Origin of the sequence: Curtobacterium sp. 24E2, from assembly GCF_016925595.1 — a bacterium.
Classification (GTDB): Bacteria; Actinomycetota; Actinomycetes; order Actinomycetales; family Microbacteriaceae; genus Curtobacterium.
Map to the genome: position 1 here is coordinate 3,779,556 of NZ_CP068987.1, position 25,854 is coordinate 3,805,409.

The 25,854-nt window shown below is 71.1% G+C and carries 23 protein-coding genes and 2 pseudogenes; 6 read left to right on the forward strand and 19 right to left on the reverse strand.

Translation table 11 applies throughout. The features are described 5' to 3' along the window. The first annotated feature begins 41 nt into the window (after positions 1-41). Positions 42-1,058, forward strand: coding sequence for an LLM class flavin-dependent oxidoreductase (locus tag JN350_RS18600; protein WP_205463141.1), 1,017 nt, complete (start codon positions 42-44; stop codon positions 1,056-1,058). 448 nt (positions 1,059-1,506) lie between these two features. Here the strand turns inward: JN350_RS18600 and JN350_RS18605 are convergent, their stop codons facing one another. Both JN350_RS18605 and JN350_RS18610 read right to left on the reverse strand, forming a co-directional pair. Then, positions 1,507-3,966, reverse strand: coding sequence for a glycoside hydrolase family 3 C-terminal domain-containing protein (locus tag JN350_RS18605; RefSeq protein WP_240347435.1), 2,460 nt, complete (start codon positions 3,964-3,966; stop codon positions 1,507-1,509). Between the two features lie 48 nt (positions 3,967-4,014). Next, on the reverse strand, positions 4,015-4,995 hold the full coding sequence (locus tag JN350_RS18610; protein ID WP_240347436.1) for an MFS transporter: 981 nt from the start codon (positions 4,993-4,995) through the stop codon (positions 4,015-4,017). Positions 4,996-5,413: 418 nt separating this feature from the next. Here JN350_RS18610 and JN350_RS18615 point away from each other — a divergent pair, with 418 nt between their 5' ends. Then, complete coding sequence (locus tag JN350_RS18615) at positions 5,414-6,004, forward strand: TetR/AcrR family transcriptional regulator (protein ID WP_123294964.1); 591 nt, start codon at positions 5,414-5,416, stop codon at positions 6,002-6,004. A 110-nt stretch (positions 6,005-6,114) separates the two neighbouring features. Beyond that, positions 6,115-6,973, forward strand: a pseudogene (locus tag JN350_RS18620) (NAD-dependent epimerase/dehydratase family protein). A gap of 34 nt (positions 6,974-7,007) precedes the next feature. Here the strand turns inward: JN350_RS18620 and JN350_RS18625 are convergent. Together JN350_RS18625 and JN350_RS18630 are read right to left on the reverse strand one after the other, a co-directional pair. Continuing rightward, the gene (locus JN350_RS18625; RefSeq protein WP_461963356.1) at positions 7,008-8,594 is read right to left on the reverse strand and encodes a DUF7059 domain-containing protein; all 1,587 of its coding nucleotides are present in this window, start codon (positions 8,592-8,594) and stop codon (positions 7,008-7,010) included. After that, positions 8,591-8,956 (reverse strand): ArsR/SmtB family transcription factor, encoded by a 366-nt coding sequence (locus tag JN350_RS18630; RefSeq protein ID WP_123314349.1) that lies wholly within the window; start codon positions 8,954-8,956, stop codon positions 8,591-8,593. The genes JN350_RS18625 and JN350_RS18630 overlap by 4 nt, the downstream gene beginning before the upstream one ends. Positions 8,957-9,050: 94 nt before the next feature. On the opposite strand from JN350_RS18630, the gene JN350_RS18635 reads away from it, so the two are divergent. Beyond that, positions 9,051-10,310, forward strand: a complete 1,260-nt coding sequence (locus JN350_RS18635; protein ID WP_240347437.1) for an MFS transporter — start codon at positions 9,051-9,053, stop codon at positions 10,308-10,310. An 85-nt stretch (positions 10,311-10,395) separates the two neighbouring features. Here the strand turns inward: JN350_RS18635 and JN350_RS18640 are convergent, their stop codons facing one another. From JN350_RS18640 to JN350_RS18650, 3 genes are all read right to left on the reverse strand, one after another. Continuing rightward, complete coding sequence (locus JN350_RS18640; RefSeq protein ID WP_240347438.1) at positions 10,396-10,851, reverse strand: TIGR02611 family protein; 456 nt, start codon at positions 10,849-10,851, stop codon at positions 10,396-10,398. 119 nt (positions 10,852-10,970) lie between these two features. After that, entirely contained in the window at positions 10,971-11,897 is a 927-nt protein-coding gene (locus JN350_RS18645) for a hypothetical protein (protein WP_205463143.1), read from the reverse strand. Positions 11,898-12,116: 219 nt separating this feature from the next. Further along, the gene (locus tag JN350_RS18650; protein ID WP_205463144.1) at positions 12,117-12,449 is read right to left on the reverse strand and encodes a TraR/DksA family transcriptional regulator; all 333 of its coding nucleotides are present in this window, start codon (positions 12,447-12,449) and stop codon (positions 12,117-12,119) included. Between the two features lie 50 nt (positions 12,450-12,499). On the opposite strand from JN350_RS18650, the gene JN350_RS18655 reads away from it, so the two are divergent. Further along, the gene (locus tag JN350_RS18655; protein WP_205463145.1) at positions 12,500-13,537 is read left to right on the forward strand and encodes an LLM class flavin-dependent oxidoreductase; all 1,038 of its coding nucleotides are present in this window, start codon (positions 12,500-12,502) and stop codon (positions 13,535-13,537) included. Between the two features lie 9 nt (positions 13,538-13,546). Here the strand turns inward: JN350_RS18655 and JN350_RS18660 are convergent, their stop codons facing one another. Beyond that, complete coding sequence (locus JN350_RS18660) at positions 13,547-14,056, reverse strand: ASCH domain-containing protein (protein WP_240347439.1); 510 nt, start codon at positions 14,054-14,056, stop codon at positions 13,547-13,549. A gap of 123 nt (positions 14,057-14,179) precedes the next feature. On the opposite strand from JN350_RS18660, the gene JN350_RS18665 reads away from it, so the two are divergent. Further along, a complete protein-coding gene (locus JN350_RS18665; RefSeq protein ID WP_205463146.1) occupies positions 14,180-14,626 on the forward strand; it encodes a DUF2510 domain-containing protein in 447 nt (148 codons plus the stop codon). 114 nt (positions 14,627-14,740) lie between these two features. Here the strand turns inward: JN350_RS18665 and JN350_RS18670 are convergent, their stop codons facing one another. The 11 genes and pseudogenes from JN350_RS18670 to JN350_RS18715 form a co-directional block, all read right to left on the reverse strand. Beyond that, positions 14,741-15,757 carry a site-specific tyrosine recombinase XerD gene (locus JN350_RS18670; RefSeq protein ID WP_205464524.1) on the reverse strand — a complete coding sequence of 339 codons (1,017 nt, stop codon included), beginning with the start codon at positions 15,755-15,757 and terminating at the stop codon, positions 14,741-14,743. Between the two features lie 19 nt (positions 15,758-15,776). Continuing rightward, positions 15,777-16,358: a DUF1349 domain-containing protein gene (locus tag JN350_RS18675; protein WP_240347440.1), complete on the reverse strand. Its 582-nt coding sequence runs from the start codon at positions 16,356-16,358 to the stop codon at positions 15,777-15,779. Next, positions 16,355-16,930: an NUDIX domain-containing protein gene (locus tag JN350_RS18680; RefSeq protein WP_205463147.1), complete on the reverse strand. Its 576-nt coding sequence runs from the start codon at positions 16,928-16,930 to the stop codon at positions 16,355-16,357. Before JN350_RS18680 ends, JN350_RS18675 begins: the two co-directional genes overlap by 4 nt. Positions 16,931-17,098: 168 nt before the next feature. Then, positions 17,099-18,814, reverse strand: coding sequence for a CTP synthase (locus tag JN350_RS18685; protein ID WP_205463148.1), 1,716 nt, complete (start codon positions 18,812-18,814; stop codon positions 17,099-17,101). A gap of 94 nt (positions 18,815-18,908) precedes the next feature. After that, positions 18,909-20,602, reverse strand: a pseudogene (gene recN, locus JN350_RS18690) (DNA repair protein RecN). A gap of 25 nt (positions 20,603-20,627) precedes the next feature. Further along, entirely contained in the window at positions 20,628-21,557 is a 930-nt protein-coding gene (locus JN350_RS18695) for an NAD kinase (RefSeq protein ID WP_111086586.1), read from the reverse strand. Then, positions 21,554-22,366, reverse strand: a complete 813-nt coding sequence (locus JN350_RS18700) for a TlyA family RNA methyltransferase (RefSeq protein WP_240347441.1) — start codon at positions 22,364-22,366, stop codon at positions 21,554-21,556. The genes JN350_RS18695 and JN350_RS18700 overlap by 4 nt, the downstream gene beginning before the upstream one ends. Positions 22,367-22,379: 13 nt before the next feature. After that, on the reverse strand, positions 22,380-22,547 hold the full coding sequence (locus tag JN350_RS18705) for a hypothetical protein (RefSeq protein ID WP_159572718.1): 168 nt from the start codon (positions 22,545-22,547) through the stop codon (positions 22,380-22,382). A 10-nt stretch (positions 22,548-22,557) separates the two neighbouring features. Beyond that, entirely contained in the window at positions 22,558-23,529 is a 972-nt protein-coding gene (locus tag JN350_RS18710) for an HAD-IIA family hydrolase (RefSeq protein ID WP_131922791.1), read from the reverse strand. Between the two features lie 31 nt (positions 23,530-23,560). Next, complete coding sequence (locus JN350_RS19970; RefSeq protein WP_132100937.1) at positions 23,561-24,370, reverse strand: tetratricopeptide repeat protein; 810 nt, start codon at positions 24,368-24,370, stop codon at positions 23,561-23,563. Next, positions 24,361-25,494, reverse strand: coding sequence for a hypothetical protein (locus JN350_RS18715; protein ID WP_205463151.1), 1,134 nt, complete (start codon positions 25,492-25,494; stop codon positions 24,361-24,363). The genes JN350_RS19970 and JN350_RS18715 overlap by 10 nt, the downstream gene beginning before the upstream one ends. Positions 25,495-25,854: the final 360 nt, after the last annotated feature.

Consider the following 25,854-nt stretch of genomic DNA (forward strand, 5'->3'; position numbering starts at 1 on the left):
ACCGGGAGGCCCGGCTCCATACGCGCGCATAGACTCGCGTCATGCGCGAACTCGGCTTCCTCACCTTCGTCCCGAACCACGGCGGCACTGCGGGTGCGGCGAGCGCCCTGCAGGACGGCCTGCGGCTGTTCGAGACGGCCGAGACCCTCGGCTACGGCACGGGCTGGGTCCGTGGCCGCCACTTCGAGCCCTTCCTGACGAGCCCGATGACGTTCTTCGCCGCCGCGGCCCAGCGAACCAGCACCATCGCCTTCGGCACCGCGGTGCTCGGCATGCGCTACGAGGACCCGGTGCGCCTCGCCGAGGACGCCAGCACGGTCGACCTGCTGAGCAGCGGCCGCGTGCAGCTCGGCATCAGCACGGGCATCGCCGGGTACGGGCCGATCCTGGACCCGGTGTTCGGCGCCGTCGACCGCTCGTTCCGCGACGAGGCCGAGGCCCGGGCTGCCCGACTGCTCGAGGTGCTCGACGGCGACGCACTCGGCAGCGCCGGCTCTGGCTACGAGAGCATCCCGGCCGGTGCGGACCTGACCCTGCAGCCGCTCAGCCCCGGCCTGCGCGACCGCGTGTGGTGGGGCGGCGGGAGCATGGGCACGGCGGTGCGCACGGCCGAGAAGGGACTGCTCCTGCACTGCTCGACCCTGAACACCGAGGACACCGGTGCGCCCTTCGCCCAGGCGCAGGCCGACCAGATCGCCGCGTACCGGGAGCGGTTCACCGAGCTGCACGGCGGGACCGGCCGTCCGTCGAAGGTCGCCGTCGGCCGCATCGTCGTACCGTTGCTCGACGACCACGACCGCGCGGTCCACGAGGAGTTCCTGACCGGGTACGCCTCTGGCATGGACGACGAGGGCCGGCCGCTCTCCGGCCCGCCGTTCCGGTTCAGCAAGGTCCTGTCCGGCGAGCCGGCCGCCATCGTCGACGCGCTGCTCGCCGATCCCGCCGTCACCGCGACGGACGAGCTGGTGATCACCCTGCCCGCGAACGGGGACGTGGCCGCCCACGAGCGGATCCTGCGCATCGTCGCCGAGGAGATCGCGCCGGCACTGCGGGCCTGAGAACGGATCAGGACACCCGGCGGGGCTCAGATCGAGTCGGTGATGCTCGAGAGCCCTGCCGGATGACCATCTCGTCCCTGATCCGCACGGGATGGTGGGACCATCGTTCCACCTACCGAGCGGTTTGTCACACTCAGTCGCGGCCTCAGGACGAAAAAGTTGATCATCCGTCATCCGTTTTGCCCGGATCGCACGAAGTCCGTCAACCGGTTCGCCGAACCCCTTCCAGGACGGAAACGGTCCGGACGAACGAATGCGCCCCCGCGCGGACGCGGGGACGCATTCTGGACGCACCGGGGAAGCTGGGGCATCGTCAGCCGGATCAGGAGGCTGAGTCGCACAACCAGCGACCCCGTAGTCGGTGCGTGCGCCGACGGTAACCAGCCGACTGGCGCACGTCGATGTTACTCAACAGGCGTCGTCGGCGCGCGGAAACCGGACGAACTGGTCACTCCAGTTCGAGGGCCGCGCTCCCGGACTCGTCGGTGACCGAGGCTCCGACGTGCAGCGTGAAGGTGCCGGGCTCGTACTGCCAGGCCCCGTCCCAGTGCGCGAACGCGCGGGCCGGCACCTCGATCGAGACCTCGGTGGACTCCCCCGCGCCGAGGCGGACCGGGGCGAACCCGACGAGCCACCGCGCCGGACGGTCCACCGCCGACGACTCCCGCGAGGCGTAGACCTGCACGACGTGCTTGCCGGCACGCTGCCCGGTGTTCGCGACCGTCGCCGTGACGATGACCGCGTCGCCCTCGGACACAGTCGGCGTCGCGACCACGCCGTCGATGCTCCACGTGGTGTAGCCGAGGCCGTGCCCGAACGGGTACGCCGGCGTGGTGCCGGCACGGAGCCAGGCGCGGTACCCGATGTGGACACCCTCGTCGTACGACACCTTGCCGTCGACCGGGGTGACGTCGAGCACGGGCACGTCCGCCATCGCGACCGGCCAGGTGGTGGGCAGTCGACCGCCCGGTTCCTGCGCGCCGGTCAGGACGTCGGCCAGGGCGTTGCCGTACTCCTGCCCGCCGAACCAGGTGAGCAGGACCGCGGCGACGTCGTTCCGCCACGGCATCTCCACGGGCGAGCCGGCGTTCACGACGACGACCGTGTTCGGGTTCGCCGCCACGACCGCGCGCACCAGGTCGTCCTGGTGCCCGGGCAGCGCGAGCGACGAGCGGTCGTAGCCCTCGGACTCGACCTTCGAGTTCGTGCCGACGACCACCACGGCGACGTCGGCTGTTCGGGCAGCCTCGACTGCGGCATCGATGAGCACCGACGGGTCCTCGTCGGACGGCTCGGTGCCGAACTGGTACGCGAGCACGCCGCCGAGGGTCTCGTCCTGGATGACGTCGTACTCGATGCGGATCGCGACCTGCTGCCCGAACGTCACCGACACGGGCACCGAACGTGCCGGCGGGTTGAGGAAGGCCGCGCCGAGCTGGTCCCCCTCGAAGGGCACGTCCTCGTCGAGGACGAGCTCGCCGTCGATCCACATCCGCGACCGGCCGGCCGCACCGATGCCGATCCGCACGGTGCCGGTGGACGGCGCGGTGTAGGTCGTGGTGATGTCGAGCCGGTCGGCCTCGCGCGTGGGGGCGTCGCCGCCGAACCAGAACAGCGCCGTGGCGCGACGGTCCTCGACGTACAGCTCCTCGCCGTCCTTGACGAAGGCGACGCGGGCGCCGGGCTCGCCGGTGCCGGGGTTCGTGATGGTGGACAGCGGGAACTCCGCGATGCCCTCCTGCACGACGGCACCGATCGCGTAGTCGATCGTGGCGCCCGGGAACGCCGAACGGATCCCGTCGAGTGGCGACACGACCTGCGACGGCACGACCGTGGCCGAGCCACCACCCTGCGTGCGGGCCTGGTCGGCGTTGTGGCCGATGACCGCGATGCGGGAGACGGCGGGCGCGTCGAGCGGCAGCACGCCGGTGTTGCGGACGAGGACGGTGCCCTCGGCCTCGGCCTCGCGCACGAAGGCGACGCCGTCCTCGACGTGCACCGGCTGCGCGGCCACGGGCTCGAAGCCCTCGAGTGCGCCGACGCGGGCGGCCAGGGTCAGGATGCGGCGGACCTTGCGGTCGATCGCCTCGATCGGCACGGCACCGGACTGCACGGCGGCGAGCAGCGGTCCCTCGCTCCACCACTGGTTCGGCCCGGGCATCGCGACGTCCTGGGACGCCTTCGCCGAGTCGACCGAACGCACGCCGGTCCAGTCGGACACGACGATGCCGTCGAAGCCCCACTCCGAGCTCAGCGGCGTCTCGAGCAGGTCGTGCTCCGACGCGGTGACGCCGTTGATCGAGTTGTACGACGACATGATCGCCCAGGCGTGCGCCTCGGTCACGGCCTTCTCGAACGCGAGCAGGTACAGCTCGCGCAGCGCCCGGTCGGGGACCTCGGTCGACGCGGTGAAGCGGTCGGTCTCGTAGTCGTTCGCGATGTAGTGCTTCGGGGTCGCGGCCACGCCGTTCTCCTGCACACCGTCGACGTACGACGCAGCCAGGTCGCCGGTCAGGACCGGGTCCTCGCTGAACGCCTCGAAGTGCCGGCCGCCGAGCGGCGAGCGGTGCAGGTTGATGGTCGGGCCGAGGACGACGTCGACGCCCTTGCGGCGTGCCTCGACGGCTGCTGCGGCGCCGTAGCGCTTCGCGATCGCGCGGTCCCACGACGCCGACAGGGCGGTCGCCGAGGGCAGGTTCAGCGACGGGTCGCGTTCGTCCCAGACCTCACCACGGACGCCCGAGGGGCCGTCCGACATCAGGATCCGGCGCAGCCCGATGTTCTCGATGGGCCAGGTGGTCCAGAAGTCGCGCCCGGTCAGGAGCTGCACCTTCTCGTCGGTGGTCAGTTGGTCGACGAGCGCGTCGATGCGCTCGGCCGTACTGGAGGCAGGTGTCACGTCGTTCACGGTAGTCACGGTGGTCGGTCCTTTCGTTCAGAGCCTGGGGAAGCTTGGTCAGCGCACGCCGCGGATGCGGGACACCGAGACGATGCCGAGCAGTCCGACGACGGCGCCGGTGATGAAGAAGCCGCTGTACCCGCCGGTCAGGGCGATGACGCCCGGGGCCGCAGCGGGCACGATCGACTGGGGCAGGGCCTGCGCGATGTTGACGACGCCGAGGTCCTTCGCGTTGTCCTCGTCGGACGGCAGCACGTCGGTGATGAGCGCCAGGTCGACGGCGTAGAAGACGCCCATGCCGGCACCCATCACGAACTCGCCGACCAGGACCATGCCGAGCGACGGCGCGAGCGCGATGATCACGAGCCCGACCACGCCGACGATGCCCGCGATCGCGACGAACAGCTTGCGGCGGCCGAGCTTGTCCGACAGCCAGCCGGCGATGAGCGAGGTGAGGACGATGCCGACGACGTTCCACAGCGTGCCCTGGAACACCGCGTTCGCGACGTGGTCCGGGTCCACGCCGATGTCGTCCCGCAGGAAGTACGTCAGGTAGCTCACCGCGGTGTACTGCGCAGCGACCATCAGGAACCGGGTGAGCCAGGCCCAGCCGAGGTCCGGGTGCTTCACGGGGTTGAAGACGAACGAGCCGAAGACCTGCCCGATGCCGAGCTTCGACGTCGGCCTGTTGGTGAGCACGCGGTCGCGGAACACGAGCGCGTAGAGCACGACGACGATCGACCCGATCGCACCGGGGATGATCATCTGCGTCGCCGAGGTCGAGAAGAGCTGCACGAGGAACGTGCCGCCGACGAGCGCGAGGTTCTGGGAGAGCCCGAGCAGCGCCGCGACCCGGCCGCGCTGGGACCGCGTGACGTGGTCCGGCAGGACCGCGGTCAGGGCGGCGATCGTGGCGTTGTAGGCGACCTGCGTGACGCCCCACGCGACCACCAGCACGACGGTCGAGGTGGTCGTCGCGACGACCACGAGGCCCGCGAAGCCGACCACGGTGCCACCGATGATCCACGGACGACGCATGCCGAGCCTCCCGGCAGTCCGATCGCTGAAGCGACCGGCCAGGGGTTGGCGACCATCGCGGCGAACGCGCCGACACCGAGTGCCAGGCCGAGCACACCCGCTTGGTTGTCCGGCGCGATCTCGGCGACCTTGAGCGCCATGGCGACCAGCACCGGCGGCAGCAGCGCGATGTACAGGCCGAGCATCGCGATCGGCATGCCGAGCGTGTACATGAGCGGGGCACCTCGGCCGCGCGTGGGTGCGACTGCGGTCGGGGTGTCGTTGATGGTCAGGGCATCGCCAGCCACTGCAACCTCTTCTCAGGGACGCCACCTGCATCGGTGACTCGCACGCCTTCGTCGGCGGCTCGTGCCACCGTAACACCAAAACCAAGCACGGCTAGGTTTTCCGTGTGCACTCCGAGCGGTACAGTCCTGCCATGGCACGACGGGGTTCGTACGCGAAGGGCATCGCGAAGCGCGAGGAGATCCTCACGGTCGCGCTCGACCTCGTCGCCTCGCAGGGGTTCCGCCGCACCAGCATCAAGGACATCGCCGATGCCGTCGGGCTGACCCAGGCCGGCCTGCTGCACTACTTCGACTCCAAGGACGAGCTCTGGGTCGAGATCCTGCGACGACGCGACGAGATGGACCTGCAGCACGACTGGCAGGCACCGGACCCGGCCGCCCTGCTCGCCGCGATCGTCCGGCACAACGCCGAGGTCCCCGGCCTGGTGCAGATGTTCGTCAACCTCTCCGCGGCCGCTGCGACCGACCCCGAGCACCCGGCCCACGCGTACTTCCAGGAGCGCTACGAGCGCAGCCGTCGCGACCTGTCCGCCGACTTCCGCACCATGCAGCAGGACGGCCGGCTCCGCGCCGACGTCGATGCCGAGGAGCTGACGAGCGTGCTGCTCGCCGTGTCCGACGGCATGCAGATCCAGTGGCTGTTCGACCCGTCCAGGGACATGGCGCAGCACGTCGAGCTCGTCGCCCGGCTCGCGATCGCCCAGGTCGCCCCCACCGCCTGACGCTCCCCCGCCGGACAGCGGGGTACGGACAGGGCCTGGTCGGGTCAGGCGGCGCCGGGCAGGATGGGGCGTGCCCGAAGGGCGACCCGACGACGATGTGGAGTGACGCGATGACGCGTGTAGTGGTGACCGGCGGCAGCGGCAAGCTCGGACGAGCGGTGGTGCGCGACCTCGATGCACACGGGTACGACGTGGTGCTGCTCGACCGCGTCCCCTCCCCGACCAGCCCGAGGGCGTGCAGTTCGTCCGGATCGACCTGACCGACTACGGCCAGGTCCTGAACGCCCTGCTCGGCATCGACGACCGGTACGACCACGTGGACGCCGTCGTGCACCTCGCGGCCGTGCCCGCTCCGGGGCAGGTCCCCGACGTGGCGCTCATCACGAACAACGTGACGGCGTCGATCAACGTCTTCCACGCCGCACGTGCCGCGAAGATCAAGAACCTGGTGTGGGCGTCGAGCGAGACCCTGCTCGGCATCCCGATGGGCGAGCACCACCCGCCCTACCTGCCCGTCGACGAGGAGTTCGCGGTCCGCCCGCAGTCGTCGTACTCGCTCGGCAAGGCCGTCGAAGAGGAGATGGCGCGCCACTTCACCCGCTGGGACCCGGAGCTGAAGATGATCGGCCTGCGGTTCTCGAACGTGATGGACGAGACCGACTACCCGGCGTTCCCGTGGGACGCCACCCCGAGGCGAAGACCTTCAACCTGTGGTCCTACATCGACTCGCGCGACGGTGCTCAGGCGGTCCGCAAGGCCGTCGAGGCCGAGCTCACCGGGTTCGAGGCGTTCGTCATCGCGAGCCCCGACACCGTGATGGACACCCCGACGATCGAGCTCGTCGAGCGCTACGTGCCCGACGTCGAGCGTCGCGCGGACATCGACGGCGTCAGCTCGCTGTTGTCGTCCGAGAAGGCCCGCGAGCTGCTCGGCTACGCCCCCGAGCACAGCTGGCGCGACGGCCGCTAGCAGCGCCCGCGACCGCCACTGAGCCGTCCGTTCGCTAGGCCGGCAGCAGCAGCCCGTCGAGCACCAGGTCGCGCGCCGCCGGCAACAGGTCGGCGGCGAGCACCTGCTCGTCGACGCCCGTGATCTGCGCGAGCGCACCGACGATCGCCGCGACCGACAAGTCCCCGTCGCAGGCTCCGACGAACGCGGCGAGCGCCGTGTCCGCGTCCACCCGCCGTCCGAGTCCGCCGCCCTGCACGAGCGTCATCACCGTCGGGTCGTCGTTGCCCGGCCAGTAGTAGCGCTCCTCGGTGACGTCGCCCGCCACCGTCAGGTGCGTCGTGGCGAGCGCGGCGTCGTCGTGCGCAGCGAGCCACGCGGCCGCGTCGAGGACGCGAGCGACCGTGGCACCGAGCCCGGCGGGGTTGGAGCCGAGCGTCTCGGGGACGCGCTCGAACCGGCGGAGGCCCACCGTTCCTCCTGGCAGGGCTCGACGCACCACGACGTAGCCGAAGCCGACGCCGGTGACGCGGCGGTCCGCGAAGTCGTCGAGCCAGGCACCCATCAGCGTGTCGAACTCGGGAGTTCCGGGCTTCGTGCCGCCGTCGCGGATCCAGGTCTCGGCGTACGACGTCGGGTCCTGGCGCTCGCGCTCGATGACCCACGCGTCGAGGTCGGTGTCCGCGAACCAGCTGCGCACGCGGTCGAGCCCGTCGACGCCCCAGTGGTACTCCCAGTTGCCGAGCAGCTGCGCGGTGCCACCGGGCTCGAGGTGCTCGGACAGGCCTCGGAGCACGGTCTCGACGAGCGCGTCGCCGACCATGCCGCCGTCGCGGTACTCGTACGAGGGGACACCCGGCCGGCGAGGCGTGATGACGAACGGCGGGTTCGACACGATGCGGTCGAACCGCTCCCCCGCGACGGGTTCGAAGAGCGAGCCGTACCGGAAGTCGATCCCGTCGATGCCGTTGAGCTGCGCGTTGAACCGGGCGATGTCGAGGGCGCGGCGCGAGATGTCGGTGGCGACCACGTGCTCGGCGAAGCGCCGGGCGTGCATGGCCTGGATCCCGCATCCGGTGCCGAGGTCGAGCACCGTGCGGACGGGGACGGGGACCTGCAGGCCGCTCAGGGTGGTGGTGGCGCCGCCGATGCCGAGGACGTGCTCCTCGCTGATCGCGTGACCGAGGGCGAGTTCGCCGAGGTCCGAGACGATCCACCAGCTGCCGGCGCCGAGGTCGTCGACGAAGGCGTAAGGACGAAGGTCGACCGTCGGGCGGACGTCGTCTCCGTCTGCCGTCAGCAGCCCTGCCGCGACCACGACGTCGAGCCCGGCGGACGGGAACGCGGCTGCGGCGTCCGCGCGGGACGTCGGCAGGCCGAGCACGAACAGCATGGCGAGCGTGCCGAGTGGGGATGTCTCGCGAACCGCGAGCGCACGGAGTGCCGCCACGCGCGAGCCCCGGTGCAGCGACGCGGCCGCTTCGGTCCCCCACAGCGCGTCGACCCGATCGACGGTGAAGCCGGCGGCGTCGAGGTCCGCGGCGAGCGCCGTCGTCACGGCCGGGTCGGCACCGATGTCGGGCAGCCGGTGCACGGCCGCCCCGGCACCGGCGGCGGCACCCGCGCCGGGCACCGTGCTCACGATTCGATCCCGTCGCGCAGCAGGGCCGCGGGCACCTGCCAGTCGAGCACCAGGTCGAGCAGCCCCGGGAACCGCTGCTGCACGTCCTCGATCCGGACCCGGCTGATGCGGGTCAGGCCCTCGAGGTGCTGTTCGAGCAGTCCGGCCTCGCGCAGGACCCGGAAGTGGTGGGTGAGCGTCGACTTCGGTCGGTCGATCCCGACCCAGCCGCAGCTCCGTTCACCACCGGCGGCGTCGACGAGGTAGCGGTGCAGGATCGCCAACCGGATCGGGTCGCTCAGGGCGTCCAGGACGACGGGGAGGTCCATCTCGGCCACGGACGGCTGGGGCAGCCGCTCGGGGGCATCGACGTGCGCGGGCATGGACGGGACGCTACCACCGTTCGGCTCGCTGTACGACTTGCGTCGTACAGCGGACTGCGGTACGAATGCAGTCGTACAACGGACCATCGGAAGGATGCTCATGCAGCAGTCAGCTCGCTCGGTCGCCGGGTTCTGGATCCTCGCGGCGATGCTCCTGGTGTCGGTCGCGTCGTCCGCGGTCCCGTCGCCGATCTACCCGGTCTACGCCGCCGAGTGGCACCTCACGCCGCTCATGCTGACCGGCGTCTTCGCCATCTACGTCGCCGGGTTGCTCGCGAGCCTGCTGATCGCCGGCCGGCTGTCGGACCACGTCGGCCGCAAGCCCGTCCTGGTCGCCGGCGGCCTCGGCGTCGCCCTGTCGCTCGGGCTGTTCGCGATCGCGGACGGCGTCGGAGCACTCATCGTCGACCGCATCGTGCAGGGCGTCTCCGTCGGGCTCCTGATCGGTGCGCTCGGAGCGGCCCTCATCGACAACTCGCTCGAGCGGCACCCGACCCTGGCCGGCGTGCTGAACGGTGTCATCCCGCCGATCGCGCTGGCCACCGGCGCGATGTCGAGCGGCGCGCTCGTGCAGTGGGGTCCGGCGCCGGAGCAGCTCGTCTACCTGGTCTTCGGCGCACTGCTCGTGCTCCTCGTGCTGGCGCTGTTCATCGTGCCCGAGCAGGTCCAACGGCGTCCCGGCGCACTCCGTTCGCTCCGCCCGACGATCAGCGTGCCGCGGAGCTCGCGCCGGCTGTTCCGCGGGGTCGTCGGTTCCCTCGTCGCCAGCTGGGCCCTCGGCGGCATGTTCCTCTCGCTCGTCCCCTCGGCCCTCGGTGCCGTGTTCGGCATCACGAACCACTTCGCGGCCGGCGCACTCATCGCCGTCGTCACGGGCGTCGGCGCACTGACCGGGCTCGCGACGCAGCGGATGGACGCTCGTCGCGCCGTGCTCGTCGGGCTCGTCGCCCTGGTGCTCGGCCCGATCGTGACCGTGGCATTCGTGATGGCCCACTCGCTGCCGGGCCTCGTCGTCGGCAGTGCGATCGCCGGCGTCGGCTTCGGTGCCGGGTTCCAGGCACCGCTGCGGATGCTGCTCGCGACCGCGGCACCGACCCACCGCGCCGGACTGCTCTCGACGATCTACGTCGTCAGCTACCTGGCGTTCGGGGTCCCTGCCGTGATCGGTGGGCTGCTCGAACCGTCGATCGGACTCGTCCCCGTCATCGCCGGGTACGGCGGGTTCATCGTTCTCGCGGCCGTCGTCGCGCTCGTGCTGCAGCTGACGTCGAAGGACGCGGCCGCCGTCGAGGAGCAGGCCGCCGAGGTCATCGAACGCACCGCCACCGGCTCGATCCGCGTCGCAGCGGAGTAGCGGGCCGTCCGCTTGGTGCGAGGTTGACCACACGGTGCGAGGCCACAGCACCGCACGGAGTGATCAACCTCGCACCAGCTGACGGCTAGTGCCCCGGGTGCGCCGAGTTGGCGCCGCGCGCCCGTCCACGAGCACGCACCCCGACCGTCCGAGCAGCACCCGTGTGGGCGGCGTCGACGTCGGCCTTGCCCCGGCCGGCAGCATCGCGCAGGCGCTTCGGTCCGTGCCGCTTGGCCCAGTCCCAGAAGCGGTGCAGCTGCGCCTTGAGCCACACGATGATCTTGTGGAAGAAGTGGAACTCGCTCGCCAATACCGTGAGGCCGATGAAGACCACGAGCCACCCCGGCCCGGGCAGCGGCACCAGGATGAGTCCGATGATGACGACCAGTCCGCCGACGATGCCGACGAGGACCTTGTAGAACAGGTGCAGGTGGGGCCTGGCGTGGATCCAGGTCCGCATGTCGTGGAACCACTGGAAGCGCTGACGCGGCGCACCGTCGGTCCGGCTCTCGCCGGGTCCGTCGTTCGCGTCGCCGTCCATGCCGAAAAGGTAGGGCGTGCGGCTGGGAATCCGCGGCGCACGCGGTGGACGCGCGGTGCGTGGGTCGGGAGGCGCGGGGCGGCGTGCCCCCGCGCCTCCCGGCCGTCAGGTGGTTACCGCTACTGCTCCGCTCGCGTGAGCGAGACCTCCTGCAGGGCGGCGAACCAGCCGTTGCTCCACGTGAGCATCGTCTCGACGAGAGCGTCCAGGTCGTCGAGGCCGACGGGCTCGGTCTTCGGGCCGATCGACCAGTCCGCGTAGCCCCTCGCCAGGTGAGTGCGCCCGGACAGGTGGCGCTTCGCGAGCGGCAGCTTGTGCTTGCCGAGGCCCTTCCGGCCGTTGCCCGCCGACCCACGGCTCACCGCGATCCGGCCCGGGTTCTTCGAGAGGACCTGTTCGTCCAGCACCTCGAGCGCCCGGATCCAAGAGGGCGCCTCTTCAGCGAGATTCGGATTCGGGAAGTCGGCGTCGGACGTGTGGTCCACGGAGATGCCGACGAAGCCCTCGAACTGCGTGTCCTCGAGGTGCGGGGGCATTCCGCGTCCTGGAACCTGGATCTGTCCGCGGATCCACTTCGCGTCCTCGCCGTCGTGCAGGCGACGCTCGAAGACGATGGACGGCATACCGCCGTCGCCGCGCTGCACGCGGATGTCCCAGTCGGGCATCCGCTCGTGGAGCCCGAGCGCATGGAGGCGAGCCTCGACGGTCGTCTTGAGCAGACGCCCTTCGCCCTCAATGTCGTCCTTGACGAGCCGCGGGGCGTCGAAGCACGCGAGCGCCTCGTCCCAGTCGATCACGCTCACGCGATCGTCGTGCATGACCGAACTTGCGAGCGACTCCTTGCGCGGCACCAACACGAACAGCGTGCCGGTCTTGCCGAGGGCTTCCAGCTGCGCGGCGACCTGCCGCGCGGTCAGCTCGTGGTCCAGCTTTGCCTCGATCCCGACCAGTCCGCTGTCAAAGGTCAGCTGCACATCGAGACGAACAGTCCCCCGCTCAGTCTCGACGTCCTTGTGCGGCACCTCACACTCGACCTTCTCGAACAACCCGAATTGCTTGCCACTCACGCGTTCGAGGAGCTGGACGAACCGCTCGTGGTCATGTCGGATCTCAGCGCCGAGGGCACGAGTCGCCATCGGCTCGGTGCGGTAGATGGTCTGCGTCATGGTGCCATGATCTCGGGGAGCTGACGACTCGTACTGGCGCGACGCGCGGTCCGCGGTGAAATAGTAAAGAAATCTCACCTGTGAGGAAATCTTCGTGCGTCACGCGTGGGCGACGCACGTCGCGGCCCACGGGACGGCGGCCAATCGGGCCGCTGGGATCGGTTCCCCGCCGACCGCGCAGATCCCGTAGGTGCCGGCATCGAGCCGCGCGAGCGCGGCGTCCACCTGCTCGATCCGCTGCCGGGCCGCATCACGGACGGCGCCGAGCGAGCCCCGCTCCCACGCGAGGGTCGCGCCCTCGGGGTCGTGCTCGTCGTCGGAGTTGGCGTCCTGGCGGGCGTCACTGACGTCGCGCATGCTCCGCTCGACGTCGGCGAGCAGCCGCTCGTTGCGAGCACGTTCGGCCTCGAGTGCGGGGCGGGGATCCTCCATCCCGGACACGGTAGTCGCGGCGGAATGGCCCCGCCCCCGGATGCGTTCGCATGGACATGACGAAGATCGGGTTCCTGTCGTTCGGACACTGGCGCGACGTGCCGGGGTCGAAGGTGCGCAGCGGGCGAGAGTCCCTGGTGCAGGCGATCGACCTCGCGGTCGCTGCCGAAGAGGCCGGCGTCGACGGCGCCTACTTCCGCGTGCACCACTTCGCACCGCAGCAGGCGGCACCGTTCCCCCTGCTGTCGGCGATCGCCGCGAAGACCAGCCGCATCGAGATCGGGACCGGCGTGATCGACATGCGCTACGAGAACCCCCTCTACATGGCGGAAGAGGCAGCGGCGACCGACCTGATCTCCGGCGGACGACTGCAGCTCGGCGTCTCCCGGGGCTCACCCGAGACCGCCCTCGCCGGTTACCAGCAGTTCGGCTACGTGCCGGACGCGTCCGACGAGAACGGCGGCGACATGGCCCGCGCGCACACCAGCGTGTTCCGTCGCGCCATCGCCGGCGAACCGATGGCGAACGCCAATCCGCAGATGACCGGCTCCGTCGGATCGCTGCCGGTCTCCCCGCTCTCCGACTCGCTCGGCGACCGCATCTGGTGGGGTGCCGGCACACGGGCCACCGCCGAGTGGACGGCCGAACAGGGCATGAACCTGATGTCGTCGACCCTGCTCACCGAGGACACCGGCGTGCCGTTCGACGAACTGCAGGCCGAGCAGATCGAGCGTTTCCGCCGCGTGTGGGCCGAGTCAGGCTGGGAGCGCACCCCGCGGGTGTCGGTCTCCCGCAGCATCATCCCGATCATCGACGACGAGTCGCAGCACTACTTCGGCGTCCGCGCACAGGTCGAGGGGCAGGACCAGGTCGGACACCTCGACGGTGGGCTCGCCCGGTTCGGCCGCTCGTACATCGGATCGCCCGAGGACCTCGTCGCGGAGCTCGCGGCCGACCAGGCCGTCCGCGCTGCCGACACCGTGCTCGTCACGGTGCCGAACCAGCTCGGCGTCGACTTCAACGCGCGGTTGCTCGCCGCGGTGAAGGACGTGTTCACCGAGGTCGACGCGGCGCCCGTTCCGGCCTGATCTGCTCGGTCAGGCGCTGACGGTCGGCGGCTGCGTCTCCGCAGGCGCCGCCAGCGTCGGCGTCGACGTCGGCCAGATCAGCCGGAAGCGCTCGCAGACCACCGGCATGTCCGGTTCGAAGCCGCGCGGGTTCTCGGAGTGCGCACGCCAGTACGCCTCGTGCACCCTCCGCCAGTGCTCGAGGGTCCGGTCGCCTTCGCCTTCGGCGCGCGCGTGCTCGGCCCCGACCGCGTCGAACGGGACGATCCGGATGTCCGTCGTCTCGATGACGGCCCGCGGCACGCCGGCGCCGTCGGTCACGATGCTGAGTTCACCGGCCTCGGGCAGCGGGTCACCCGTCGCCTCGTAGTCCCAGAGCGACGACGCCGTGCCGTCCTTGACCCCACGGAGCACCAGGCCGAGCAGCTCGTCAGCCTGTTCCGGCGTTGCACCGAACGACCACGCTTCCGGCACCTCGGTAGGCAGTTCCGGGGCCTCGGCGCGCCGCTCGCTCCAGAAGTCGTCGAGGGTCGTGGTCACCAGCCGACCGTAGCGCACCGCCGGGTGTCCGCACTTGTGCCGACACCCGCCTTGGGACTGTGTCAGGACCGCCCCGACTCGTACCGTTGAGGAGCACCGTTCCCCGCACCTCGAGGAGTCCCCGTGACACTGCCGGCCGCAGGCTGGTTCCCGGACCCGCAGGACGCCAGCCGTCTGCGCTGGTGGGACGGTCACGCCTGGGGTGCTGCAACGCGCGTCCTGCCGAGCGCTCCGGAACCGGTCATGCCGATCGTCGTCGCACCCGTCGGCCCCGCGTTCTCCGTGCACACGGCCTCGATCCGGACGCACGCGTGGGCGTCCGGCGGCGGTCGCGACCGACGGCTGTGCGTGTTCACGGTGCTCGCGGTGCTGCTGGCCTTGACGTCGATCATCGTCAACCCGCTTGGTGTCTGCAGCGCGCTCGCCCTCGTGTGCGGGCTCGTCGGTGTCGTCCGCCCCGGTGCGACCGGCGGGTGGGCGGTCGCGGCGAGGAGCGCGTCCTCAAGCGCGGTCGTGGTGGCGGTCGCGACGGGCGCGGTGGCGGCGTCGGCCCAGTTCCACCTCTTCTGACGGGCCGAGTACCGCCACCGGCCGACTTCGTGAGCAGAAGTGGTCGGGTACCGACCAGCGACCCGACCATTTCTGCTCACGAAGTGCACGCCCGGACCCGCCGAACGACGAGCCCTACCGCCGCGCCCGCGGATGCGCCGTCTGGTACACGTCCCGCAGCATGTCCGCCGTGACCATCGTGTAGATCTGGGTCGTCGCGACGCTCGCGTGCCCGAGCAGCTCCTGCACCACGCGCACGTCGGCCCCGCCCTCGAGCAGGTGCGTCGCGAACGAGTGCCGGAAAGTGTGCGGCGACACGTGCGCCTCGAGGCCCGCCGCCGCTGCCGCCGACTGGATCACGAGCCACGCGCTCTGCCGTGAGAGCCGAGCGCCCCGGGCGCCGAGGAACAGCGCCGGCGTCGAGTGCCCGCGTGCTGCGAACACCGGCCGCGCACGCACCAGGTAGGCGTCGATCGCCGCCCGGGCGAAGCTGCCGAGCGGCACGACCCGCTGCTTGTTCCCCTTGCCGGTGACCTTCACGACGGCGAGGCCGTCGGCGTCGGGAGCCGAGTCATCGGACAGCGTCGTCACGTCGTCCACCGACAACCCCACCGCCTCGGAGATCCGCGCGCCGGTGGCGTAGAGCAGCTCGAGGAGAGCCTTGTCCCGCAGCCGGACGGGATCGTCGACACCGGTGAAACCATCTCCGGAGCCGGCCGCCGACACCGCGCCGAGCAGCCGCTCCATGTCCTCCACCGAGATCGCCTTCGGCAGCCGCATCGGGGCCTTCGGCGGCCGGACGGCGGTGCCGGGGTCGAGCGGCAGCCAGCCCTCGCCCGCCGCGAAGGCCGTGAACGACCGCACCGAGCTGAGCATCCGCGCGATCGACCTCGGTGCCAGCGGACCGTCCGGCTTCGTCGCCAGGTGGGTCACGAACTCCGAGACGTCCGCACGCGCCAGCCGCCCGACGTCGTCGATCGCAGAGGCCCCGCCGGCGCGGTCCGCGCCGTCGGACTCGACCACCGGAGCCGTCGCCAGCCACGAGGTGAACACCGCCAGGTCTCGCCGGTACGCCGACAGCGTGTGCTGCGACAGGCCCCGCTCGATCGCGACGTGCCGCAGGTACGTCTCCGTGGCACGGTCGAGCGGGATCACGACAGCAGGCGCACGGTCAGTGCAGCGCCTCGTCAGGTGCGCCGACCCGGTACCCGGTGAACGTCACGGTCAGGCCGGCACGCGTCGGAGCGGCACACAGCAGTCCCGCCGAAACGGCGGCAGCGGGATCGAGGTACGCGACGCGCACCAGCCGGGGTTGCTCGTCGTCGGCCCACGCCCGCACGGTCACCGCATCGCCGTCGCGGCTGACCCGGACCGTCACGACGCGTCCCACCCACTCCGGCACGGGCGCCACCGACCAGTCCGAGGAGTCACGGGTCACCACGGCGCCGAGCTGCGGCGTCCCGTCGGAGACCTCGACACCGGCCTTGATCCAGTTCCGCTCGTCGACGCGCAGGAAGACCCCTGCCTGGTCGAACTGCTCCGTGTAGTCGAGGACGAACGATGCCTCGATCGAGAACGATCCCTCGAGGGGCTGCACCAGCGCGTGCTCGGAGTCGTGGACGAAGCCGTACGACGTGGTGCGCCAGGCATCACTGCCCGGGGCCGCCGTGACCCGCAGCACATCGCCGTCGAACTCCACGGCTTCGGGCTCGTGCGTCCACGTCGCCACGTCGACCAGTTCTCGCAGGCTCACGCGCGGCCTCGCTCGAGCGCATCAACCGCGAGCACGGCCACGACCAGTCCGGAGTTGTGCAGCCGACCGTCGAGGATCGCCTCCACCAGCTCGGCCCGCGGCACCCACCGCTTGACGATGTCGGCTTCCTCGGCCTCGCGCTCGAACGCCGTCGTCGTGGGCCGCACGCCCCGGGCGCGGTAGACCTGCAGGAACTCGTTGCTCCCACCGGACGAGGTGTTGTACCGGACCAGCGGCTCCCACGTGTCCGCTTCGAGGTCGGCCTCCTCAGCGAGTTCACGTGCGGCAGCGACCTGGAGGTCCTCGCCTTCGACGTCCAGCAGCCCGGCCGGCAGCTCCCAGTCGCGCACCTGCACCGGGTGTCGGTACTGCTGGATCACGAGGACACGGCCCTCGTCGTCCTCGGCGTAGACCGCGACGGCACCGGTGTGGTCGACGTACTCCCGCACCATCGTCTCGTCGTGGTACGCGATCGCGTCGCGACGCACGTCCCAGACGGCACCCTCGTACACGACGGTGGACTCGGTGACCTCGAACGAGGCGGGTTCGTCAGCGATGGGTGCGTCAGTCACGGAACCATCCAAGCACGCGCCCCTCGCGGAATCAGGTTCCGGACACAGCACCGCGTCGTTCCGTGGTTCCGTGTCCGGAACCAGGTGCCGTGGACGCGACCACAGACGGACGGGAGGCGCGGTGCCAGCTGGCACCCCACCTCCCGTCCGACCGTGGCTGGGCTGCGCTTACGCGACCTGCTCCTCGTTCTGCGGGTCGAAGAGGCTCGATGCCTCGTGGCGCTCGATCGCGGCGGCGACGAGCCCCGCGAACAGCGGGTGCGCGTTCGTCGGGCGCGAGCGCAGCTCCGGGTGCGCCTGCGTGGCGATGTAGAACGGGTGCACGTCGCGCGGCAGCTCGACGTACTCGACCAGGGTGCCGTCGGGCGACGTGCCCGAGAACACCAGGCCGGCGTCCGCGATCTGCTGCCGGTACGTGTTGTTGACCTCGTAGCGGTGACGGTGGCGCTCGGACGCCTCGGGCGCACCGTAGAGCGACTCAGCCAACGACCCCGACGTGAACGTCGCCGGGTACAGGCCGAGGCGCATGGTGCCGCCCAGGTCGCCGCCGGCGATGATGTCCACCTGCTCCGCCATGGTCGCGATGACCGGCGTCGAGGTCTCCGGGTCGAACTCGGTGCTCGACGCATCGGTCAGGCCGGCCTCGTGGCGGGCGTACTCGATGACCATGCACTGCAGGCCGAGGCACAGGCCGAGCGTCGGGATGCCCTGCTCACGGGCGAAGCGCAGCGCGCCGAGCTTGCCCTCGATGCCGCGCACGCCGAACCCGCCGGGGATGCAGATGCCGTCGACGTCGCCGAGCTGCTTCGCAGCACCCTCGGGCGTGGTGCAGTCGTCCGAGACGACCCACTTCAGCGTCACCTTCGCGTCGTGCGCGAACCCGCCGGCACGGAGTGCCTCGGTGACCGACAGGTAGGCGTCCGGCAGGTCGATGTACTTGCCGACCAGGGCGATCGTGACGTCCTTCTTCGGCTCGTGCACGGCTCGGAGCACCGGGGTCCACGCGGTCCAGTCGACCGGGCCGGCCTCGAGCTTGAGCGCGTCGACGATGACCTGGTCGAGGCCCTGGTTGTTCAGCAGCGTCGGCAGGTCGTAGATCGACGGGACGTCCACGGCGTTCACCACGGCGTCCTCGTCGACGTCGCACATCAGCGCGATCTTCTTCTTGTTCGACTCCGACACCGGACGGTCCGACCGCAGCACGAGCGCGTCGGGCTGGATGCCGATCGAGCGGAGCGCGGCGACCGAGTGCTGCGTCGGCTTCGTCTTCTGCTCACCCGAGGCGTTCATGAACGGCACGAGCGACACGTGCACGAAGAACACGTTGTTGCGACCGAGCTCGTGGCGCACCTGGCGCGCCGACTCGATGAACGGCTGCGACTCGATGTCGCCGACGGTGCCGCCGACCTCGGTGATGATGACGTCGGGCTGCGGGTCGTTCTCCGCCTGCTCGCGCATCCGACGCTTGATCTCGTCGGTGATGTGCGGGATGACCTGCACGGTGTCGCCGAGGTACTCGCCACGACGCTCCTTGGCGATCACCGTCGAGTACACCTGGCCGGTCGTGACGTTCGCCGACTGCGCCAGGTTGATGTCGAGGAAGCGCTCGTAGTGCCCGATGTCGAGGTCCGTCTCCGCACCGTCGTCGGTCACGAAGACCTCGCCGTGCTGGAACGGGTTCATGGTGCCCGGGTCCACGTTGAGGTACGGGTCGAGCTTCTGCATGACGACCTTGAGGCCGCGAGCCGTCAGGAGATTGCCGAGGCTGGCTGCCGTCAGGCCCTTGCCGAGAGACGAGACGACCCCGCCGGTCACGAAGATCTGCTTCGTCACCTTCGGGGTCGGGGTGTTTGCCTGGGTACCGCTGCTGAGAGTGTCCGCCACGGGATTCCATCGTACGTCAGAACTGCCGGGAGGCGCGACCCGGGTTCGCCGTGGGCGTTGCGCGGGGTGGGTGGCCGGGTCTTCGGGCCGTGCGTCAGGCCGTCTGGCCGGCCACGTCGAGCAATTCGCGGGCGTGCTCGACGCCGCTCGCGCTGTCGCCGAGCCCGGAGAGCAACCGCGCCATCTCCTGCAGGCGGTCCTCGCCTTCGAGCCGTCGCACACTCGACGACGTCACGGCGCCGCTGGCGTCCTTCACCACGTTCAGGTGGTTGTTCGCGAACGCCGCGACCTGCGCCAGGTGGGTGACGACGATGACCTGCGTGCGCTCGGCGAGCTTCGCCAGCCGACGGCCGATCTCGATCGCCGCCGCACCGCCCACGCCGGCGTCGACCTCGTCGAAGACGAACGTCGGCACGGTCGTGCTGCCGGCCATCACGACCTCGATCGCGAGCATCACGCGCGAGAGCTCGCCGCCCGATGCCCCCTTGCCGATCGGTCGGGGGTCGGTGCCGGAGTGCGGCTGCAGCAGGATCGACACCTGGTCGCGTCCGTGTCGGCGGTACTCCCCGCGTCGGTGACCTCGACCACCAGGGTGGCGCCGGCCATCGCGAGGGTCTTCAGCTCGGTCGTGACGCGCTTCGCGAGGTCCGCCGCCGCCTTCGTGCGGGCAGCGGTCAACGCGGCCGCTGCCGCCCCGAGTGCCTGCTCGTCCTGTTCGACGGACTGCTGGAGCGCCGCGATGCGGTCGTCGTCGCCGTCCAGCTCGAGCAGGCGGTCGCTCGCCCGCTGCCCGTAGGCGATGACGTCGTCGACGGTGTCACCGTACTTGCGGGTGAGGCCGGCGAGCAGGGCGCGTCGTTCGTTGATGAGCTCGAGGTCGTGCCCGGCCTCGGGCTCGAGCGAGCCGAGGTAGCTGGAGATGCTCGCCGAGGCCTCGGCCGCCTGGATGCCGAGCTCCGTGAGCTGTTCGAGCACGGGCTGCAGGGCGGCGTCGGAGTCGGCGACCCGCTCGACGGCGCGTCGGGCGGACTCGACCAGGCCGACGACGTCGGAGACGCCGTCGAGGGACTCGCTGGACAGGGCCTCGTGCGCCAGGGCCGCGGACAGCCGGAGTTCCTCGAGGTTGCCGAGCCGGTCGGCGCGCTCGGCGAGCTCGACGTCCTCGCCGGGCTGCGGGTCGGCCGCTTCGATCTCGTCCGAGGCAGCGCGGATCCGGTCGGCCTCGGCCACCCGCTCGTCGCGGTCGCGCGTCAGTGTCTCGAGTTCGCCCGTGTGCTGTCGCCACGCGTCGTACGCAGCGACGTACCGGTTCAGGGCCTTCTCGAGGGCCGCCCCGCCGAAGCCGTCGAGCGCCGCACGCTGCGCGGTCGACGAGGTCAGTCGGATCTGGTCGGACTGGCCGTGCACCGTCACGAGCTGGTCCGCGAGTTCACCGAGCACCGCGACGGGAGCGCTGCGGCCCCCGACGGTCGCACGGCTGCGGCCCTCGGCCGAGACGGTGCGCGTGAGGATCAGTTCGCCGTCCTCCACCGCGCCGCCGGCGTCCTCGACGCGTTCGGCGACGGCAGCGTGCTCGGGGACGTTCCACCGGCCCTCGACCACGGCGCTCGAGGCACCACGGCGGACCGAGCCGGCGTCCGCCCGAGCACCGAGCAGCAGCCCGAGGGCCGTGACGATCATGGTCTTGCCGGCGCCGGTCTCGCCGGTGACGACGGTGAACCCCGGACCGAGTTCGAGCGTGGTCTCGCCGATGACCCCGAGGTCACGGATCGCGATCTCCTCGATCATCGGTGGTGCTCCTCGCCTCGGCCGGTCACAGGTGGTCCTCGTCCTCGTCGGTCTGCGGCCCGCGCCACCCGGTGACCGGGAGCCGGAACTTCGCGACCAACCGGTCGGTGAACGGGGCGTCCTTGAGGCGCGCGACCCGCACGGGGTCCGGCGACCGTCGGACCTCGACGCGAGCGCCCGGCGGCAGGTCGTGCGTCCGGCGACCGTCACACCACAGCACCCCGACACCGCTCGTGCGCCGCAGGACCTCGATCGCGAGCGTGCAGTCCGGGCCCACCACGATCGGGCGGGCGAACAGGGCGTGCGCGCTGAGCGGAACCATCAGCAGGGCGTCGACGTCGGGCCACACGATGGGACCGCCGCCGGAGAACGAGTACGCCGTGGACCCGGTGGGGGTCGACACGACGACGCCGTCGCACCCGAACGAGGACAGCGGGCGACCGTCGACCTCGGTCACCACCTCGAGCATGCGCTCGCGCGAGGCCTTCTCGATGGTGGCCTCGTTGAGCGCCCAACTCGAGTAGACGATCTGGTTGCCGACGACCACGTCGACCTGCAGGGTGACGCGCTCCTCGACGTGGTACTCACCCGACAGGGCGCGCTCGACGGTCTCGGCGAGGGCGTCCCGCTCGCTCTCCGCCAGGAAGCCCACGTGCCCGAGGTTCACGCCGACGATCGGTGCCCGCGTCTCGCGCACGAGTTCGGCCGCGCGCAGGATCGTGCCGTCGCCGCCGAGCACGATGACGATCTCGAGCTGGTCCGCCTGGACGTCCACGCCCAGGATGTCGACCTGTCCCACCGAGGCTTCGGCCCGCCGGATGTCGGCGTACTCGTCGAACGGCATCACCGGGATCAGACCGGCGGCGTGCAGGAGGTCGCAGACCTCGACCGCAGCGTCGATCGAGTCACGGCGACCCGTGTGGGAGACGAGCAGTATGTGCCGGTCGTCGCTCATGCGGTCCCCTCTGTGAGTTCGGTTGCCCGGACTCTCCATTCTGTCGGATTGCCACCGACACCACGCTGGAAGCGCGCGAGGTACTCGTGGTTCCCGTGCGTCCCGATGATCGGCGACGCCGCGAGCCCGGTGGTCCCGAAGCCCAGGTCCCATGCCGCCCACAGCACGTTCATCAGGGCGTCGTCGCGGAGTGCCGGATCGTGCACGATGCCCTCGCGCACGCCACCGCGACCGACCTCGAACTGCGGCTTGACCAACAGGACGAAGTCGTCGGCGGGGACGGCCTCGGCCAGGGCGGGCAGCACGAGCCGGAGCGAGATGAAGGACAGGTCACCGACCACCAGGGTCGTCTCCCCTGCGGCGACGTCGAGCGCGAGGTAGTCGGAACGGGTCAGGCTGCGGGCGTTGGTGCCCTCGACCACGACGACACGCTCGTCGACGGCGATCGTCGGGTGCAGTTGCCCGTGCCCGACGTCGAGCGCGATGACCCGGCGGGCACCTCGGGCCAGGAGCACCTGCGTGAAGCCACCCGTGCTCGCACCGACGTCGAGCACCACACGGCTGGACGGGTCGACGCCGAACGCATCGAGCGCCCCGACCAGCTTCTGGGCAGCGCGGGAGACCCATTCGTCGGCCGCGTCGACCACGATGTCGGCAGCCGGCGAGGTCGGGGTGGAGGGCTTCACGACGGGACGACCGTCGACCGTCACCCGGCCGTCCTGGATGAGCTTGGTGGCAGCGGTGCGAGACCGCGCGAGGCCACGTGTGGCGAGGAGGGCGTCGAGGCGGACCGGGGTCGCGTCGGGCACGGCTCCGTCCGGTTCAGGCACTCGCGGTGCCGCCGCTCTCGAGCCGCGTGCGCAGCTCGTCGTGGAGTGCCGAGAACGCGTCTGCACGTTCGACGAGCGGCAGGGTCTCGGCCGCCGAGGTGCGCGCGGCGAACTCGTCCTGCGGTTCCAGGTCGGCGGACGGCTGCTCGGGGTTGGGCACGTCCGACACGCTACTCGCCGCCGTACAGCTGCGGGTCCACGTCCAGGCCGTAGATGGCCAGGCCGGACTCCCAGATCAGCGCCGCGCCGGCGCGGAGCCGATCGATGTCGCTGCCGGCGTCGAGCACCCGCACCACGTGCCCCCGCATCGCCACGGTGGCGCTGCCGACGGTGACGTACCGCGTGCCGTCGTCGTCCTGCCGCCGGACGGTCACCGGGTAGGGCTCGGACAGACCGCGGAGGTCCTCGAGCACGAACACCGGACGCGAGCGCTGATCGGCCGCGAGCACCTGCTTCGCCTGGTCGATGCCGGTGAGCACGAGGACGCTCGGGATCCCGACGTCGTTCGCCCCCTTGATGTCGGTGTCGAGACGGTCACCGATGAACAGTGTCTTCCCGCCGCCGAACCGCTCGACCGCGGCGTCGAAGATCGGGCGCTCCGGCTTGCCGGCGACCACGGGCATCCGCCCGACGGCCTGGTGGACCGCGGACACGAGCGTGCCGTTGCCGGGCGCGATGCCGCGCTCGACCGGGATCGACCAGTCCATGTTCGTGGCGACCCACGGGATCGCCGGGTCGGCCAACGCGAAGGACGCCTCGGCCAGTTCCTTCCACCCGAGGTCCGGGGAGAAGCCCTGGATCACCGCGGCCGGGGAGTCCTCGGCACTGGTCGTCACCGTGAAGCCGGCGGCCTCGACGATGCTCGACAGTCCCAGCCCACCGGTGACGAGCACCGTCGCGCCGGCGGGCACGAGCGTCGACAGGAGCTGCACGCCGGCCTGCGACGACGTGACGACGTCGTCCTCGGACACCTCGAGCCCGTAGCGCTCGAGGTGTTCGGCGACGTCGATCGGTCGTCGGGACGCGTTGTTGGTGATGTACCCGACCCGTGCGGTCAGCGAGGCCCGTGTGAGCGCCTCGACCGCGTGCGGGATGGCGTTCCGCCCCCGGTAGACGACGCCGTCGAGGTCCGTGAGCACCACGTCGACGCCGTCCGTCGGCGCGGTCGGGACGTCAGTCGGCTGCGGAGCCGTCGACGTCGCGGGGGTTGTCGTCGTCGAGTTCGCCGGGCTCGTCGGCGTCGCCGGGTTCGCCGACGACGTCGGGCTCAGCGAGGGCTGGCTCGTCGTCGTCGAGGTCGGCGTCGTCGTCGAGCTGGTCGGTGTCGTCGAGCTCGCCGGCATCTCCGTGTTCTTCGACTTCGAGCGTTTCCTCGACCACATCAACTGTCTCCCAAGCGTTCTCGTCGGCGGCTTCGGCGAGAGCCGTTGCCGCACGGTCGACACGGGCCCACCACTCGTCGGCCTCGTCCTGGCGGCCGAGCTCTTCGAGCGTGGCCGCGTAAGCACTGTAGAGCGCCGGTGACCACGTGTAGGCCGTGGACGGGTCCAGCTGTGGAATCTCCAGCTCGCCCAGGGCTGCTGTGGGGTTGCCGAGGTCGATGCGTGCGCCGGACATCGCGATCGCGAGTTCGACCTGCACGGCGGTGTCGAGCGCGGCACGCTCGACCGAACGGCCGAGTTCGAGCGCACGCTCGGGGCGGCCGAGGCCTCGTTCGCAGTCCACCATCATCGGGAGCTGGTCGTTGCGGCCGGAGATGCGACGGTAGGTGCGGAGCTCGCGCAGCGCGGTCGCGAAGTCCCCCAGGCGGTACGCCGTGATCGCAGCGGTCTCGCGGACGACACCGACGCGACCGGCACGACGGGCAGCGCTCAGGGCGTGCTCGTTCGCCAGGGCGGGGTCCTCGTCGACGAACAGCGCCGCAGCCACGAGGTGCCGGGCGACCCAGTCGGCGTTGTCCTTGCTGAGCGTCTTCAGCTCCATGCGCGCCGCAGGGTCGAGGTCGCGCGCATCGATCTCGTCGGGGATGTCCGGGTCGTCGTGACGCGGGCGGATCGACTTCGTGCCGTACGGGTCGCGGTCTTCCCAGTCGTCGCGGGCCGCCTCGCCGAACCGTGCCCCGGCGTGACGCGTCCCGTCGCCGAAGCGGCGGCGGTCGTCGCCACCGTCGTGACGCGGGAGGTCTCCACCGCGCGCCGGACGGTCCGAAGCACCCCGGAAGGACGGTCGGTCTCCGTCACGACGCGGACGGTCGCCGTCGCGCGCAGGGCGGTCGCCGTCACGAGCCGGACGGTCAGCACCACCGCGGTACGCGGGACGGTCGGAACCACCGCGGTACGACGGACGGTCGCCGTCACGAGCCGGGCGGTCTGAGCCGCCGCGGTACGGCCGGTCTCCATCGCGAACAGGACGGTCGGAACCACCGCGGTACGCGGGGCGGTCTCCGTCACGGCGCGGGCGATCCGAGCCACCCTGGTAGGGGCGGTCGCCGTCACGACGCGGGCGATCCGAACCACCCTGATAGGGGCGGTCGCCGTCACGACGCGGGCGATCCGAACCACCCTGATAGGGGCGGTCGCCGTCACGACGCGGGCGATCCGAACCACCCTGGTAGGGGCGGTCGCCGTCACGACGCGGACGATCCGAACCACCACGGTAAGCCGGACGGTCGCCGTCACGGGCGGGACGATCGGAGCCGCCGCGGTACGCGGGACGGTCCGAGCCACCGCGGTACGCGGGGCGGTCGCCATCACGACGCGGGCGATCCGAACCACCCTGGTAGGGGCGGTCGCCATCACGACGCGGACGATCCGAACCACCACGGTAGGCGGGACGATCTCCATCACGCGCGGGGCGGTCCGACCGGAACGGACGGTCCCCGTCGCGGCGCGGACGCTCGGCACCGCGGGGGCCGTCGCCGCGCGGCGGACGGCCGGAGTCGCCGCGATCGCTCCGCCACGACGGACGATCATCACGGTCTCCGGAGCGGAACGGACGGTCGCCACCGCTCCGCGGCGCACTGTCGCGACGTGCAGCGCCGTCGCGGAACGGACGGTCGGAGCGCTCAGGGCGGTCGCGGCGGTCGCCTTCACGGCGTTCAAAGTCACGTGGACCGGACGACCAACGGCCTCCGCTCGCAGCGTCTCCGCGCGGACCTCCGTCGCGTCGAGGGGCTCGGTCGTCCCGTCGGGGTCGGTCTCCCCGGTCGCCGTCGTTCCGCCGCTCGTCGTCGTTCGCCACCGTTGCTCCTCATCGCGTGCCCGAGCCGAAGGCCGGGCGTTCGTCCGCTGTGTCGTTGTGTTGGGTGCCGCGTCGGTCGGACCGACGTTCGAGCTCCAGTCCATCACGAACCGGAGCCGACGTCGAGCAACGAGCGGCAAAACAGAAATGGCCACCGGCCACCACCGTGAACGAGGGTCTCCCCTGCAAATTCACGATGGAGGGCCGATGGCCACATCTTCTTACGT